This window comes from Actinomadura rugatobispora (genome assembly GCF_042656285.1).
Lineage (GTDB): Bacteria > Actinomycetota > Actinomycetes > Streptosporangiales > Streptosporangiaceae > Spirillospora > Spirillospora rugatobispora.
Window position 1 is genome coordinate 1 of sequence record NZ_JBHSON010000164.1, and the last position, 14,470, is coordinate 14,470.

Below are 14,470 nucleotides of genomic sequence, written 5' to 3' on the forward strand. Positions count from 1 at the left end.
GGTCGCGGTGAGCGCGGGCGGCGCGCCGCGCCGCGGCCGGGCCCTGCGGATGCAGCGGGCGCTGGCGCGGACGCGGGTGCGGCGCCCGGTCAGCCTGGGCCTGGGCCTGCCGTTCGCCCGGCCGGGACGGACCGCGCTGACCGTCAGCGCCGTCGCGTTCGGGGTGGCGGCGGTGACGTTCGCCTACGGCCTCGACCGGTCCGTCAGCTCCTACTTCGCCGACGCCGAGCTCACCGAGACCGTCCACGTCCTGGTCCCCAACGATCTCGGCCGGCCGGTGTCGCTGGACGGGCGGCCCGGCACGGCGAAGGTCGCGCTGACCCGGTTCGAGCAGGTGCACGTGCCCGGGTTCGACCGGGCGGTGCACATGAAGGCCTACCAGGGCTCCGTCACCGACCGGCACGGCCACCGGCTGGTGCGCGGCCGCTGGCTGGCCGGGCCGGGCGAGGCCGTCGTGGGCGACCCGTTCCTGAAGACCGGCGGCAAGAAGATCGGCGACAGCATCGTCGTGACCAAGGACGGCAGGAGCGTCACGCTGCGGATCGTCGGAACCGCGCTCGTGGACGGCGGCGACTCCGTCATCACGGACTGGGCGTCCCTCACCCCGCTCACCGCCCGCACGACGGCGCCCGAGTCCCCGGGCCCCGGTCCGCACGCGCGCATGGCCTTCTCGATCCTGGAGGTCACCCTCACTCCGGGCACGTCTCCGGACGCCTACGTCGCCGCGCTCAAGCGGGACGGGGTGGAGGCCACCACGGCGGCCGAGGGGATCGAGGCCGGGCGGGTGGTCCTCCTCGGGCTGGTCACGCTGCTGACCCTGGGGCTGACCGCCGTCGCCGGGCTCGGGGTGTTCAACACGGTGATCCTCAACACCCGGGACCGGGCGCGCGACTTCGGCGTCCTGAAGTCGCTGGGCGCGACACCGGGGCAGGTCCTGACGGTGGTGCTCACCTCCATGGCGGCGCTGGGCCTGGCCGGCGGGCTGGTCGGGCTGCCGCTGGGCGTCGCCGCCCACCGGGTGGTGCTGCCGGCCATGACCGGCACAGGCGGCCTCATCCTCCCCTACGGCCTCCTGGAGATCTTCCCTTGGCCGCTGATGGTCCTGTCCGTCCTGGCGGGCGTGGCGATCGCGCTGCTCGGCGCGCTGATTCCGGCCGGGCGGGCGGCCAGGATCGGGACGGCGGCGGCCCTGCGCTCGGAGTGAGGCGCGTTCCGCTCGGCTCGGAGTGAGGCGCGGTCAGTCGGCCGTGTCCTCGTCCGCGGTGACGTCGCCGGGCGCCTCCTCCGGGGCGATGCGGGCCAGTTCCACCCGGGAGGCGATGCCGAGCTTCCGGAAGACCTGCCGCAGGTGGAAGGAGACCGTGTGCGGGGACAGGAACATCTGGGTGGCCACCTGGCGGTTGGTCAGCCCTTGGGCGACGAGGCACGCGACGTTGCGCTCGGTGTCGGTGAGGCTGTCCCAGCCCGTGGACGGCCGCTCCGCGTAGGCCCAGTGGCGGCGCCGTACGCCCAGGTTCCGCAGCCGGGCGCGCACGCGGGCCGCGTCCCTGAGGGCGCCGATCCCCCGGTACCCCTCGGCCGCCTCGTCGAACTTCTCGACGGCGGCCTTGCGGTCCTCGATCAGCAGGACCCCCAGGTCCTCGGCGGCGGAGGCGACGCTCCAGGGGTCGCCGTACTGGGCCCCGGCCTCGGCGAGCGCCGTGGCGTCCCCGTGCAGGATCCCGTGCGCGTGGGCGGCCGCGGCGGAGAGCACGGGATGGGCGGGGTTGTCGTGCGCGATCTGCCGGGCGGTCTCCACCACGTCCATGGCGGCCGGCCGGCGGCCCGCGGCCAGGGCGGTACGGGTCATCCAGGCCGCCGCGTTGGGTTCGAGCATGAGCATCCAGCGGCGGTTCCGGACGTCGGCGTAGACGCTGCGGAACCCCTCCATCGCCCGTTCCGGACCGTTCTGGGCCTCGGCGACCGTGGCGGCGGCCCAGGTGCTCCAGAACGATCCGTACATCGCGCCGTGCGCCGCCCGCTGCTCGGACTCCGCGCGCTCGACGTGCCGCACGGCCACCTCCACGTTGCCCCGCCGCAGCTCGACGATCGCCAGGACGGCCAGTCCGAACAGCGCGAACGCGTGGGCGCCCAGCTCGTCGGCGGCCTTCAGCCCCGACTCGGCCTCCGTCATGGCGTCGTCGGGGCGGCCGGCGGCCAGCGCCAGGCAGGCCCGGAAGAAGGCAGGGGCGCTCGCGAACGCGATCGGCCCCGCGGCCTCGACGTCCGCGGCGGCGTCCTGGAGGACGCTCTCGGCCTCGGCGTACCGTCCCACCCCGAAGAGGCAGCGGAACAGGAACAGGCGGGGATGGGCGCGGCGGGCCCCGAGCACCGCCGTGCTCGCCAGGCGCACGGCGTCGTCGATGTCACGGAAGGCGTCCTCGCCCCGCGCCTCCTCCCAGGCGAGGTGCGCGCTGAGCAGCAGCGCCCCCATCACCGCGGCGTCGGCGTGCCCCGCCCGGTCCGCGAGGATCGCGTTCGCCCTGGCCCGGCCCCGCCCGAAGTCGTGCGAGGCCATCAGGCCCTGGAACACCACCAGTTCCGCCAGGCCGCGGACCTCGGGGTCGAGGTCGGGCCGCGCGAGCAGATCCTCGGCCTCGGTCACCGCCTGGACGGGCCGCCCGCTCTGCAGCAGGATCAGCGCCAGTTCGTACCGCAGGCGGTCGGTCCACCGCCCGGACGGCGCCTTCCGCAGCGCCTGCCGCGCGAACTCGACCGCCTCGCCGAGCCGTCCCGCGGCCGTGAGCGCCTCCACCGCCGTCACCGCGCGTGCGTGGAGATCGGCGTCGGCCGGGGCGGTGAGCTCCAGTGCCCGGACGGCCAGGTCCGCCGCCGAGGGCGGCGAATAGGGCAGGACGGCGCGCGCCGCCCGCTCCAGGCCGTCGAGCGCCCGCGCGTCCCCGGGCCGGGCGCAGCGCATGAAGTAGGTGGCCGCCGGGACGACCGCGCCGCGCCGCAGCAGCATCTCCCCGGCCTGGCGCTGGATCGCCGTCCGCACCGGCTTGGAGATCATGTCGGTCGCGATCTGCCAGAGCAGGTCGTGCCGGAACTCCAGCCGGTCCACGGCGGGCACGACGAGCCCCGCCCGCACCGCCTCGGTGAGCCGGGGCAGCAGCCTGTCGACCGGCTCGCCGAGGATCTCGGCGAGATCGTCCACCGAGAAGGAGCGGCCCAGGACCCCGGCCACCTGGAGCAACTGCCGGGCCGGCGCGGACAGCGCCATCAGGCGGCTCCGCGCGTTCGCCCGGACCCGTCCCGCCGAGGGCGGCTGCGGGCGGCCCGGGGCGGCCCCGGCCGCCCCCTCGCGTTCGCGTGCCCTCAGCAGCTCGACGAGGAGGAAGGGGTTCCCGTCCGCGCTCGCCGCCATGGCGAGGACGTCCGGGCCGGGCGGCGCGCCGAGGACGTCGGCGGCGACCTCCGCCACCGCGCGTTCGTCCAGCGGCCCGAGGACGACGCGGGCGGCCCCCTGCCGCTCCAGCTGCCGGTACAGGCCGTCGACGGCGGAGTCGCCGATCCCGCTGGTGCGGGCCATGATCCAGCCGAGCGGATAGGAGGTGAGCTCGGGCACCAGGGACCGCAGCGTCAGCTGGGTCGTCGGATCGACCCACTGCAGGTCGTCCAGCATGATCAGCAGCGGGCCCTGGCCGGCCCGCTCCTCCAGGCGGGCGCGCACCCGCTCCACCAGCACCAGCCGCAGGTCGGCCGCCCCGGTGACGGGCACCTCCCCCGCCGGCACCTGCGCCGAGCGCGGCGACCCCGAGGACCACAGCGATTCGGTCGACCACATCGATCCCGGCGGCACCGGTTCGGGCGACGCCAGCTCCGGCTCCCCCAGCGCGGTCGCCAGCGGAGCCAGCGGAGCCAGGCGCCCGAACTCGTCGGCGGGGCCGTGGGCGACCTCGATGCCCGCTCGCGCGGCGGCCTCGGCGGCCTCGTGGAGCAGGCGGGTCTTGCCCATCCCCAGGCGGCCCTCCACCAGCACCACGCCGCCCCGGCCCTCCCCTATCTGCCGCAGGAGTGCGGCGATGGGCCGCCATTCACGGGTGCGGCCGCGCCAGCCTGGCCGCGACAAAGGGGCGTCCCGGCCCGCACCGGTGTCGTGCGGGCGGCCGTTCCCCCCGTCCACCCCCATGAGTCCATGACACATCGCGACAGGCGTGCGCGCAATATTCCAAGCACCATGCCGACCAGCGAGGACGAGCGGCACAGGCTACATGAACGTGCGATGCGCAAGCTCCTCCGGCCGAATCAGAATGGCGGGGCAGAGAAAATTCAAAAATGTAAATCTTCCTTCAAGCACCATCAGTGAAAACGTAAATTTCAGCTCCGGGTATAGCGTGAAACTCATGGCCACAGATCCGATCCGAACGGTCGAGCTGCATCCGCTGATGGCGGCGATGCAGGCGCTCCGCGACGGGGACTTCCGGGTCCGGCTGCCGACCGACCAGGAGGGCCTCCCGGCCGAGCTCGCCACCGTCTTCAACCAGATCGCCGACCGCAACCTGCACCACGCGGAGGAGCTGCGACGGGTCCGCCGCGAGATCGTCCGCCACGGCCGGCTCGACGAGCGGCTGGCGGCCAGCCCCGGGCAGGGCTCCTGGACGGCGACGATCGACGCCGCGAACACGCTCGTGGACGCCCTGGTCGTCCCGACCGTCAACGCGAGCCGGGTCCTGGAGGCGGTCGCCGAGGGCGACCTGAACCAGCGGGTGGACCTGCACGACGACAGCCGCCCGCTGCGCGGCGGCCTGCGCCGCCTCGGGCAGACCGTCAACCACATGGTCGACCAGCTGTCGCTGTTCACGGGCGAGGTCACCGGCGTGGCCCGCGAGGTCGGCACCGAGGGGCGGCTCGGCGGGCGCGCCAAGGTGCACGGACTGACCGGCACCTGGCGGGACGTCACCGAGGCCGTCAACACGATGGCCGGCCGGCTCACCGCCCAGGTCCGCGACATCGCCCTGGTCACCACGGCCGTCGCCCGCGGCGACCTGACCCGGACGGTGACCGTCGAGGCGACCGGCGAGCTGCTGGAGCTGAAGCTCACGGTCAACACGATGGTCGACCAGCTGTCGGCGTTCGCCGACGAGGTCACCCGCGTCGCCCGCGAGGTCGGCACCGAGGGGCGGCTCGGCGGGCGCGCCCAGGTCCGCGGCGTGTCGGGGGTGTGGAAGGACCTCACCGACAGCGTCAACTTCATGGCGTCCAACCTCACCTCCCAGGTGCGCAACATCGCCGAGGTCACCACCTCGGTCGCCAACGGCGACCTGTCCAAGCAGATCACCGTGGACGCCCAGGGCGAGATCCTCCAGCTCAAGAACACCGTCAACACCATGGTCGACCAGCTGTCGGCGTTCGCCGACGAGGTCACCCGCGTCGCCCGCGAGGTCGGCACGGACGGACGGCTCGGCGGGCGCGCCCACGTCCGCGGCGTGTCGGGGGTCTGGAAGGGGCTGACCGACAACGTCAACTTCATGGCCGACAACCTGACCTCGCAGGTCCGCAACATCGCGCAGGTCGCCACCGCCGTCGCCCAGGGCGACCTCAGCAAGAAGATCGACGTCGACGCCCGCGGCGAGATCCTGGAGCTCAAGTCGACGATCAACACGATGGTGGAGACGCTGTCGGCGTTCGCCGACGAGGTCACCCGGGTGGCCCGCGAGGTCGGCACCGAGGGCAACCTCGGCGGCCAGGCCCAGGTCCGCGGCGGGTACGGGGTGTGGAAGGACCTCACCGACAGCGTCAACGAGCTCGCCCTCAACCTGACCAACCAGGTGCGCAACATCGCCGAGGTCACCACGTCCGTCGCCAACGGCGACCTGTCCAAGCAGATCACCGTGGACGCCCAAGGCGAGATCCTCCAGCTCAAGAACACCGTCAACACCATGGTGAACCAGCTGTCGGCGTTCGCCGACGAGGTCACCCGCGTCGCCCGCGAGGTCGGCACCGAGGGGCAGCTCGGCGGGCGCGCCCACGTCCGCGGCGTCTCGGGGGTCTGGAAGGACCTCACCGACAACGTCAACTCGATGGCCGAGAACGTGACCTCCCAGGTCCGCAACATCGCCCAGATCGCCACCGCCGTCGCCCAGGGCGACCTCAGCAAGAAGATCGACGTCGACGCCCGCGGCGAGATCCTCCAGCTCAAGACCACGATCAACACCATGGTCGACCAGCTGTCGGCGTTCGCCGACGAGGTCACCCGCGTGGCCCGCGAGGTCGGCACCGAGGGCAACCTCGGCGGCCAGGCCCAGGTCCGCGGCGTCTCCGGGATCTGGGAGGACCTCACCGACAACGTCAACGAGCTCGCCCTCAACCTCACCAACCAGGTGCGCGCCATCGCCGAGGTGACCTCCGCCGTCACGCAGGGCGACATGTCCCGCCTGATCACCGTCGAGACCCGCGGCGAGGTCTCGGAACTGAAGGACAACATCAACAAGATGGTCTCCAACCTCCGGGAGACCACCCGCGCCAAGGACTGGCTGGAGTCCAACCTCACCCGGCTGGCCGGGCTGATGCAGGGGCACCGCGACCTCATGGAGGTCGCCGACCTGGTGCTGCGGGAGCTCACCCCGCTGGTCAACGCCCAGTACGGCGCCTTCTTCCTGGCCGACACCGACGGCGACGGCGCCGCGGGCAAGGGGCTGGCGTACATCGCCGGCTACGCCTCGCAGGGACGGACCGTCGACACCGCCGAGATGCCGGGCCACGGCCTGGTGCAGCAGGCCGTCCAGGAGAAGAAGCGCATCATCGTCGAGCACGCCCCGCCCGGCTACATCACCATCGACTCGGGCCTCGGGGAGGGCACGCCGGCGAGCGTGGTCATCATCCCGGTCCCCTTCGAGGACAAGGTGCTCGGCGTCATCGAGCTGGCCTCGTTCAGCCGCTTCTCGGACGTGCACCTGGCCTTCTTCGACCAGTTCGTCGACACCATCGGCGTCGCGATCAACACGATCATCGCCAACTCGCGGACGGAGGCGCTGCTCAGCGAGTCGCAGCGGCTCACCACCCAGCTCCGGGAGCGCTCCAGGGAGCTGCAGCGGCAGCGGGCCGAGCTGCAGCGCTCCAACGAGCAGCTGGAGGAGAAGGCGGCGCAGCTGACCTCCGCCTCCAAGTACAAGTCGGAGTTCCTGGCCAACATGTCGCACGAGCTGCGCTCCCCGCTGAGCTCGCTGCTCATCTACGCCCGGCTGCTGGTCGACAACGCCGAGGACAACCTGTCCCCGGACGAGCAGCTGTTCGCGCGCAACATCTACCAGTCGGGCTCCGACCTGCTGCAACTGATCAACGACATCCTCGACCTGTCGAAGGTCGAGGCCGGCCGGATGGACATCCGGCCCAAGTACCTCCCGCTGGCCAGGCTGCTCGACTACGTGAACGCCACCTTCCGGCCGATCGCCGCGGACCAGGGGCTCGGCTTCGACATCGAGGTCTCCCCGGACGCCCCCCACGACCTCTACTCCGACGGGCAGCGGCTCCAGCAGATCCTGCGCAACCTGCTCTCCAACGCGTTCAAGTTCACCTCGGAAGGCCATGTCAGGCTGCGGGTGGAGCGGGGCACGGAGGCGGGCGAGGGGATCGCGGCCGAGGACGTCGTCGCCTTCACCGTGGAGGACACCGGCATCGGCATCCCGCAGGAGAAGCTCAGCACGATCTTCGAAGCGTTCGAGCAGGCGCACGGCCCCAGCGGCCGCACCGGCGGCACCGGCCTGGGCCTGTCCATCAGCCGCGAGCTCGCCGGCCTGCTCGGCGGCAAGATCACGGCCGAGAGCGAGCTGGGCCGCGGCAGCTCCTTCACCCTCTACGTGCCCGTGGTGCGGCCGCTGCCGGCGGACATGGGCGAGCAGCCCGCGCAACGCGGCGAGGCCGCGGCCTGGGCTGAGCCCGTCCCCATGGGGCCGCGTCTCGGCGCCCCGGCCGAGCTCTCGGAGGGCGAGGCCGCCGGATCCGCTGAGGCCGCCGAGCCCGAGCCCGGTCTCGCGCCCGCGCCCGCGCGTCCACGGCCGATCGCCGCCGTGCCCGACGCCCGGACGGCCGACGGAAGCGTGCGCCGCGCGGCGGCCCGGGCGGCGCAGCCGTCCCACGGGACCCGCCCGGAGCAGGCGGCACGGCCGCCGGCCGGCTCGCAGGTCCTCATCGTCGACGACGACCCCCGCATGATCACGGCGCTGACGCACGTCCTCGGCCGGGCGGGGATGTCGGTGGTGCACGCCATGAACGGCGAGGAGGGCCTCGAGGCGCTCGAACGGAACCCGGACGTCTCGCTCGTCGTGATGGACATCATGATGCCGGTGATGGACGGCTACGAGACCATGCGGGCGATCCGGGAGGACCCCCGGTACGGCGATCTCCCGATCATCGCGCTCACCGCCAAGGTCATCGCCGGGGAGCGGGAGAAGGTGCTCGCCGCCGGCGCCAACGAGTACGTCCAGAAGCCGGCCGATGTGAGCGTGCTGCTCGGCGTCGCCCGCTCCCTGCTCGATCCCGAGGGCGCCGGCGCCGAGCCGTCCGGCGACGCCGCGGCGGCGGCCCCGGGCGACCGCGGTGACGACTGATCCGCCTGTGACCCGGGGGCCGGGGAAGGCGTCCGCGGGGCCGCCGGGCCATGGTCATCGGCGTCCGTGCAGGCAACCCCGCATGGATGTGCGATATGCGGGGACGGGGCCATCGACGAGGATCGAGGTGTACCAGAACGCGCCCGTCGCGGTCGGACAAGGCGCCGGGCGAACCGAGGACACGGCTCCGAATGGATCAGCTGATCAGATTGCGCCAGTACGTCGAGGCGCTCGACTCACTGCCGGGAACCGACGGTGACGAGGGCCCGCGAAGCATGCAGAACGACATGCTCACATCCCACGGCGAAGGCGACGAAGAGGTCACCCGGCTCACCCGCTCGGTCGCACGCTGCATGGGGCGGTTCGAGCAGGCGCTCCGGCGGCAGCGCCGGTTCGCCTCCGACGCCTCGCACGAGCTGCGCGGCCCCATCACCGGCCTGCGCGCCCGTCTGGAGGAGGCGCGACTGCATCCGGACCAGACCCGGATGGACGATCTGATCGAGGACACGCTCTCGGACGTCAAGCGGCTGGAGTCGATCATCACCGACATGCTCATGCTGTCGCGGTTCGAGGCCACCGGGAGCGAGAACGGCAACGGGGGCAGGAAGGTCAAGGCGATCGACCTGGCGGAGCTCGTGGCCTCGGAGGTCGCCCGCCGGCCGGACCGGCTCGCCAACGAGCTGCGGCTCGAGCCCGGTGTGATCGTCATGGGCGCGCGCGGCGAGCTGGCCCAGGTGCTGGCCAACCTGCTGGACAACGCCCAGCGGCATGCCGACAGCACGGTGACCATCGGGGTGCGCCGCGACGGGGACGGCGCCGAGCTGATCGTCTCCGACGACGGCGACGGGATCGACGCGGCCGACCGGGAGCGGATCTTCAAGCGGTTCGTCCGGCTCGACGCCTCGCGTGAGCGCGACAGCGGCGGTACCGGCCTGGGCCTGGCGATCTGCCGCGAGATCGCGCACGCCCACCACGGCACGCTCGAGGTGGGTGGGTCCGCCGGCGGCGGGGCCCGCTTCGTCCTGCGGCTCCCCTGCGCCCGCCGCGACGCTCACTGATCGTCGCGGACGGCCCTGGGCTGAGCCGGCGGGCTCAGGCCAGGGCCGTGCGATCGGCACGGAGGCGCTGCCGGAGGGCCACCGCGGGCGGGATGCCGTCCGGGAAGCAGGTCCCGTCAGGAACCCGGGGGGACTGACGCCGTCCGGGCGGCGGGGCGGGGGGCGCGGGATTCGTCCGGCAGGCGCAGGAACAGCCCGGCGGCCAGGGAGATGAGCGCGACGATCGCCATGTAGATCGCGATGGCGTGCCAGCCGCCGGTCGCCGACCGCAGTGACGTGGCGAGGGCAGGGGCGATGGCGTTGCTCCCGATGAGGCCGATGGTGAAGGCGATGGACATGCCGCTGTACCGGATCGCCGAGGGGAAGACGGCGGAGAAGTACGCGGGGACGACGGCGTAGTTGGCCGAGTAGCCGACGAACAGCAGCGCGAAGCCGAGCAGCATCCAGCCGTACTCACCGGTGTCCAGCAGCGCGAACCAGGCGAACGGCAGGACGACCAGCGACGCGGCCCCGCCCAGGAAGACGGCCCGGATCCCGATCCGGTCGGCCAGCCGCCCGAACAGCGGCACGCAGACCAGCACGACCACGGTGGCCGGCAGGAGGACGGAGAGCATCCTGTCGTTGCTCAGCCCGAGGCCGTTCTTGCCGTAGGAGAGGGAGTACACCGTGGCCATGGTGAAGGCGGTGCCCGCGCAGACGATGGCGAACGCGACCAGGACCACGGTCCGCCAGTGGTCGCGGAAGAGGTCGGCGACCGGCAGCCGGTGCACGGCCCGGTCCTGCTTGACCTCGTGGAACTCGGGGGTCTCCTCGACCGCCAGCCGGACGAGGAGACCGACGATCACCAGCAGCGCGCTGAGCAGGAAGGGGATGCGCCAGCCCCACGCCAGCATGGCCTCGTCGTCCATCGCGAACACCGGCAGGAACACCAGGTTGGCCAGCAGGAGGCCGGCGGTGGTGCCGGTGTTGACGAGGGAGCCGAAGAACCCGCGCCGCTCGCGGCCGGAGTGCTCCACGGTCATCAGGATGGCGCCGCCGTACTCGCCGCCGGCCGAGACGCCCTGCAGGATCCGGGCGATGATCAGCAGCACCGGCGCGGCGATCCCGATCGACTCGTAGTCGGGCAGCAGCCCGATCGCGAGGGTCGAGAAGCCCATCAGGACGAGGGTCGCGACCAGGACCGTCTTGCGGCCGAGGCGGTCGCCGTAGTGGCCGAAGATCAGCGCGCCGAGCGGTCGCGACAGGTATCCGACGGCGAAGCTGGACAGCGCCAGCAGTGTCGACACCAGCGGGTCGTCCGCCGGGAAGAACAGATCGCCGAAGACGATCGACGCCGCGAGGCCGTAGCACGCGTAGTCGTAGTACTCGATCGTGGTGCCGACCCAGCTTCCCAGCGCGGCCTTGGTGCGCCGGCGTGCTGCGGTGGTCGTGGCGGTCATGGGCGCCCTCCGAAGGACAGGGACGGGGAACGCCTCGATCCCGGGGGCGGGATCGCGGCCCGGTGCCGGTGGCGTTCATCCGAGCTTGCCGTACTATGTACGGCACAAAGAACGCTTGTCAAGGGGCGGCCGTCCGATGAATCCCGGGTGACATTTACCGAGGTCGGAGCGTTCGCGCCGCTGCGCCATGATGAATCCCTGGTCTTTTTCTACTTTGAACCGTACAAAGTACTGACAGCATCCGTACCGACACCGATCTCCGGAGGTCGACAGTGAACGAGCGATCGGCGGTCACCCCCGGCCCGCCGGCCGGGATCCCGCAGGTGAGAGCATATGCGGCGACCTCGCACGGGCTGATCCACTACGTGCGGGACGGCCGCGGCGCCCCGGTCCTCCTCCTGCACCAGACACCGCGTTCGTGGGACGAGTACCGGGACGTGCTCCCCCTCCTGGGCGCCCGCTTCCGGGCGATCGCGATGGACACGCTGGGATTCGGCGCGTCCGACCGGCCCGCGGGCCCCTGGAGCATCGAGCTGTTCGCCTCGGGCGTGCTCGCGCTGTGCGACGCCCTGGAACTGGACCGGGTCGCGTTGGTCGGCCACCACACCGGCGGGGTGATCGCCACGGAGGTGGCGGCCCGCGCGCCCAAGCGCGTCAGCGCCCTGGTGCTGTCGGGGGTCCCCTACGTGGACGCCGCGCGGCGGGCCGAGGTCGCGAGACGGCCGCCCATCGACGAGGTGACGCCCCGGCCGGACGGCTCGCACCTGATCGACCTGTGGAACAACCGCCGGCCGTACTACCCGGACGACCGCCCCGACCTGCTGGACCGCCTGGTACGGGACGCGCTGAACGTCCTGGACCGCGTCGAGGAGGGGCACCGGGCGGTCAACGCCTACGAGATGGAGAACCGCATCGGTCTGGTGCGCGCGCCGGCACTGGTGATGTGCGGGGAGCTCGACGAGTTCTCCCGGCCGGACATGGACGCCCTGGCCGGACGGCTCGGCGCGCGCACCGAACTGCTGCCGGGCACCGGCGTCCCCTCGGCCGACCACCGTCCCGACCTGTTCGCCGCGGCGGTGGCGCGCTTCCTCGGCCAGGTGCTGTGATGGCCCCGAGGGTGACGTGGATCCCGACCGGCGGCACCATCGAGGCCGTCGGGCGGGACCGGCTCGACCTGGTGTCCTACGGCGAGAGCGGGCGCCGGATCACCCCGGCGGAGATCCTCGCGGGGCTCCCGGAGCTGGCCGGGGTCGCGGAGGTGCGGGCGGTGCCGTGGGCGGACCCCGGCCGCGCCCAGCTCCCGCCGAGCCACGCGTGGACCCTGGCCGACCTGACGGCTCTGGCACGGCTGGTGCGGCGGGCCGCGTCCGAGTCCGAGGGCGTGGTGGTCACCTGCGGCACCAACGGCCTGGAGGAGACCGCCTACTTCCTCGACCGCGTCCTGGACGGCGACTCCGTCCCGGTGGTCGTCACGGGCGCGATGCGTCCCGCGTCGGCGCTCGGCCGGGACGGGCCGGCGAACCTGCTCAGCGCGGTCCGGGTGGCGGCGCACCCGGGGGCGCGCGGGTGCGGGGTTCTGGTGGCGCTCGACGACGCGATCCTGCCGGCCCGGGACGCGACCAAGGCGACGACCTACCATCGCGGCGCCTTCCGCTCCCCCGCGTTCGGGCCGCTGGGCTTCACCGACGCGGACGGCGCGGTGGTCCTGCGCCGCCGCCCGGCGCCCTCCTCCCCCCGCGCCCGGTTCGATCTGGACGCGCTGCCCGACGCGCCGCCGCGGGTGGACGTGATCGCGTCCTATCTCGGCGCCGACGGGGCGCTGGTGGAGGCGGCGGTGACCGCCGGGGCGCGCGGCATCGTCCACGCGGGGCTGGGCGCGGGCCATCCCACACCCGGCGAGTGGGCCGCGCTGAAGCGCGCCGCCGACGCGGGGGTCCTGGTGTGCCAGGCCGCGCGCGCGGGGTCGGGGCGGGTGGTGGCGCACGGCCCGATCCGCTCGGGGGGCTTCGTCGCGTCCGGCGACCTGAGCCCGTGGAAGGCGCGCGTCCTGCTCAGCCTGGCCCTCGCCCGGGGCGATGACGCCGCCGCCGCGCAGGCGGCCTTCGACGACGCCTGATCGAGCACCGTCCTCGCAGGTCAGGACGCTTCAACTTGACTCCGTACTTTAGACCGTACATAGTACCGACCACAGTGATCCCACCCCCGATCCCGACGGAGGCCGACGTGAACGAACCGGTGGACGACCCCGGCGAGGGAGTGCTCGAACTCCGGGTCGAGCAGCTCCGCCGGGAGTCCGAAGCGGTGCTGTCGGTGACGCTCGCCGACCCCGAGGGCGGCCTGCTCCCCGCCTGGGGGCCCGGGGCGCACATCGACCTGGAACTCCCCGGCCTGGTCCGCCAGTACTCGCTGTGCGGCGACCCCGCGGACCGCCGCACCTACAAGATCGCCGTCCTGCGCGAGGAGGACTCGGCGGGCGGGTCCGCCTACGTCCACGACGAGCTGCGGCCCGGCGACCTGGTCGAGGTCGGCGGCCCCCGCAACCACTTCGCCCTGGTGCCCGCCGAGCGCTACCTGTTCGTCGCGGGCGGCATCGGGATCACCCCGATCCTGCCGATGGTCAACGCGGTCGAGGCGGCCGGAGCGGACTGGCGGCTGGCCTACGGCGGCAGGCGCCGGGAGACGATGGCGTTCCTGGACGACCTGGCCGAGCTGGCCGAGCCGCACGACCCCGCCGGCCGCGGCGGCAGGGTCGGCGTCGTCGTCGAGGCCGAGAGCGGACCGCTCGACCTCGGCGCCCTGCTGGGCCGCCCGGAGGAGGGCACCGCCGTCTACTGCTGCGGTCCCGGCGGGCTCCTGGACGCGGTCGAGGAGCGCTGCGCCGCCGCGTGGCCCGAGGGCGCCCTGCACCTGGAGCGCTTCCAGGCCAAGGAGTACGCCGTCGACCCGGCCTCCGAGCGGGCCTTCGAGGTGGTCTGCGCGCGCTCGGAGATCACCGTCCCGGTGCCCGCCGGCCGCCCGATCGCCGACTGCCTGGACGAGGCCGGCATCGCGGTGCCGACGGCCTGCCGCGAGGGCGTCTGCGGCAGCTGCGAGGTCAAGATCCTCGACGGTACGGCCGAGCACCGCGACTCGCTGCTGTCCCGCGCCGAGCAGGAGGCGGGGCAGACGCTCATGGTCTGCGTCTCCCGGTCCCGCTCCGCCCGCCTGGTGCTCGACCTGTGAGCACCCCGGCCGCCGCCCCCGCATTCACCCCGACGAACCTGGAGGTCAGCCTTGGCCGAGACCGCTGAGACCCCGAACGGCGCGCCCGGCGCCGCGGCCCGCCGCCCGCGCCGCGCCCCCACCGGCGCCTCCGCCCGGACGGCCGCGCCGGGCGGAGGCGCCG

At 73.3% G+C, this 14,470-nt stretch carries 8 protein-coding genes; 6 read left to right on the forward strand and 2 right to left on the reverse strand.

The genetic code is table 11. The annotated features are described in order from the left end of the window. Window positions 1–1,204 (forward strand): ABC transporter permease (locus ACFPZN_RS53950; protein WP_378292815.1); only part of this gene is annotated, 1,204 nt, incomplete at its 5' end. Window positions 1,205–1,237: 33 nt separating this feature from the next. Here ACFPZN_RS53950 and ACFPZN_RS53955 read toward each other — a convergent pair. Next, window positions 1,238–4,171 (reverse strand): helix-turn-helix transcriptional regulator, encoded by a 2,934-nt coding sequence (locus tag ACFPZN_RS53955; protein WP_378292817.1) that lies wholly within the window; start codon window positions 4,169–4,171, stop codon window positions 1,238–1,240. A 214-nt stretch (window positions 4,172–4,385) separates the two neighbouring features. On the opposite strand from ACFPZN_RS53955, the gene ACFPZN_RS53960 reads away from it, so the two are divergent. Both ACFPZN_RS53960 and ACFPZN_RS53965 read left to right on the forward strand, forming a co-directional pair. Continuing rightward, window positions 4,386–8,588: a HAMP domain-containing protein gene (locus ACFPZN_RS53960; protein WP_378292819.1), complete on the forward strand. Its 4,203-nt coding sequence runs from the start codon at window positions 4,386–4,388 to the stop codon at window positions 8,586–8,588. Window positions 8,589–8,779: 191 nt separating this feature from the next. Next, window positions 8,780–9,646, forward strand: coding sequence for a sensor histidine kinase (locus ACFPZN_RS53965; RefSeq protein ID WP_378292821.1), 867 nt, complete (start codon window positions 8,780–8,782; stop codon window positions 9,644–9,646). Window positions 9,647–9,762: 116 nt separating this feature from the next. Here ACFPZN_RS53965 and ACFPZN_RS53970 read toward each other — a convergent pair whose 3' ends face one another. After that, window positions 9,763–11,085, reverse strand: coding sequence for an MFS transporter (locus ACFPZN_RS53970; protein WP_378292823.1), 1,323 nt, complete (start codon window positions 11,083–11,085; stop codon window positions 9,763–9,765). Window positions 11,086–11,357: 272 nt separating this feature from the next. Here ACFPZN_RS53970 and ACFPZN_RS53975 point away from each other — a divergent pair, with 272 nt between their 5' ends. From ACFPZN_RS53975 to ACFPZN_RS53985, 3 genes are all read left to right on the forward strand, one after another. Continuing rightward, on the forward strand, window positions 11,358–12,191 hold the full coding sequence (locus ACFPZN_RS53975; RefSeq protein ID WP_378292825.1) for an alpha/beta fold hydrolase: 834 nt from the start codon (window positions 11,358–11,360) through the stop codon (window positions 12,189–12,191). After that, window positions 12,191–13,201: an asparaginase gene (locus ACFPZN_RS53980; protein ID WP_378292827.1), complete on the forward strand. Its 1,011-nt coding sequence runs from the start codon at window positions 12,191–12,193 to the stop codon at window positions 13,199–13,201. Before ACFPZN_RS53975 ends, ACFPZN_RS53980 begins: the two co-directional genes overlap by 1 nt. 107 nt (window positions 13,202–13,308) lie before the next feature. Continuing rightward, entirely contained in the window at window positions 13,309–14,307 is a 999-nt protein-coding gene (locus ACFPZN_RS53985) for a PDR/VanB family oxidoreductase (RefSeq protein ID WP_378292829.1), read from the forward strand. Window positions 14,308–14,470 lie beyond the last annotated feature (163 nt).

Bases quoted from the DNA above. Each gene is read 5' to 3' on its own strand.
- ACFPZN_RS53960 (WP_378292819.1), top strand. From the start codon at position 4,386: ATGGCCACAGATCCGATCCGAACGGTCGAGCTGCATCCGCTGATGGCG.
- ACFPZN_RS53965 (WP_378292821.1), top strand. From the start codon at position 8,780: ATGGATCAGCTGATCAGATTGCGCCAGTACGTCGAGGCGCTCGACTCA.
- ACFPZN_RS53955 (WP_378292817.1), bottom strand. From the start codon at position 4,171: ATGGGGGTGGACGGGGGGAACGGCCGCCCGCACGACACCGGTGCGGGC.
- ACFPZN_RS53980 (WP_378292827.1), top strand. From the start codon at position 12,191: ATGGCCCCGAGGGTGACGTGGATCCCGACCGGCGGCACCATCGAGGCC.
- ACFPZN_RS53970 (WP_378292823.1), bottom strand. From the start codon at position 11,085: ATGACCGCCACGACCACCGCAGCACGCCGGCGCACCAAGGCCGCGCTG.